This window comes from Variovorax sp. 22077 (genome assembly GCF_052044195.1).
In the GTDB taxonomy this organism is placed as follows: Bacteria; Pseudomonadota; Gammaproteobacteria; order Burkholderiales; family Burkholderiaceae_C; genus Variovorax; species Variovorax atrisoli.
In genome coordinates this window covers 1-345 of the sequence record NZ_JBQEQC010000132.1, presented here as the reverse complement: position 1 = coordinate 345, position 345 = coordinate 1, and the positions used below count along the sequence as shown (strand labels likewise).

The window sequence follows — 345 nt, the reverse complement described above, 5'->3', positions numbered from 1 at the left end:
GCCTCGTCCACCACGCCGCCGACGGCCGCAGCCACGCCTACCCGGTGCTGGCCGTTGGCCAGGCCTACTTCGACCCGATCGAGGAAGTCCGCGTCTCGCGTCTGAGCGAGAGCCTGCTGGCGCTGGACTTCGGCAAACCGCTGCCCGAAGGCGAGCAGAGCGAGTGGCGCGAGATCTACGAATACGTAGACAGCAGGCAGCCTCACTTCAGGCTCGTCGCGCAGCAGGCCAAGGACGGCATGACCATCGGCCTGCGCTACGACCATGTGATTGCGGCAACTGGCGAACGGGTGCTCAGCGACATCATCAGCAAGCACGGCGAGGCCGTCATGGCCCACGTGGGCA

The 345-nt window shown here is 66.7% G+C and carries 1 protein-coding gene; it reads left to right on the top strand.

Annotated elements, in window-relative coordinates; all coding sequences use genetic code 11:
• A partial coding sequence (locus tag ACTJLF_RS34825; protein ID WP_440884934.1) for a hypothetical protein occupies positions 1-345 on the top strand: 345 nt, incomplete at both ends.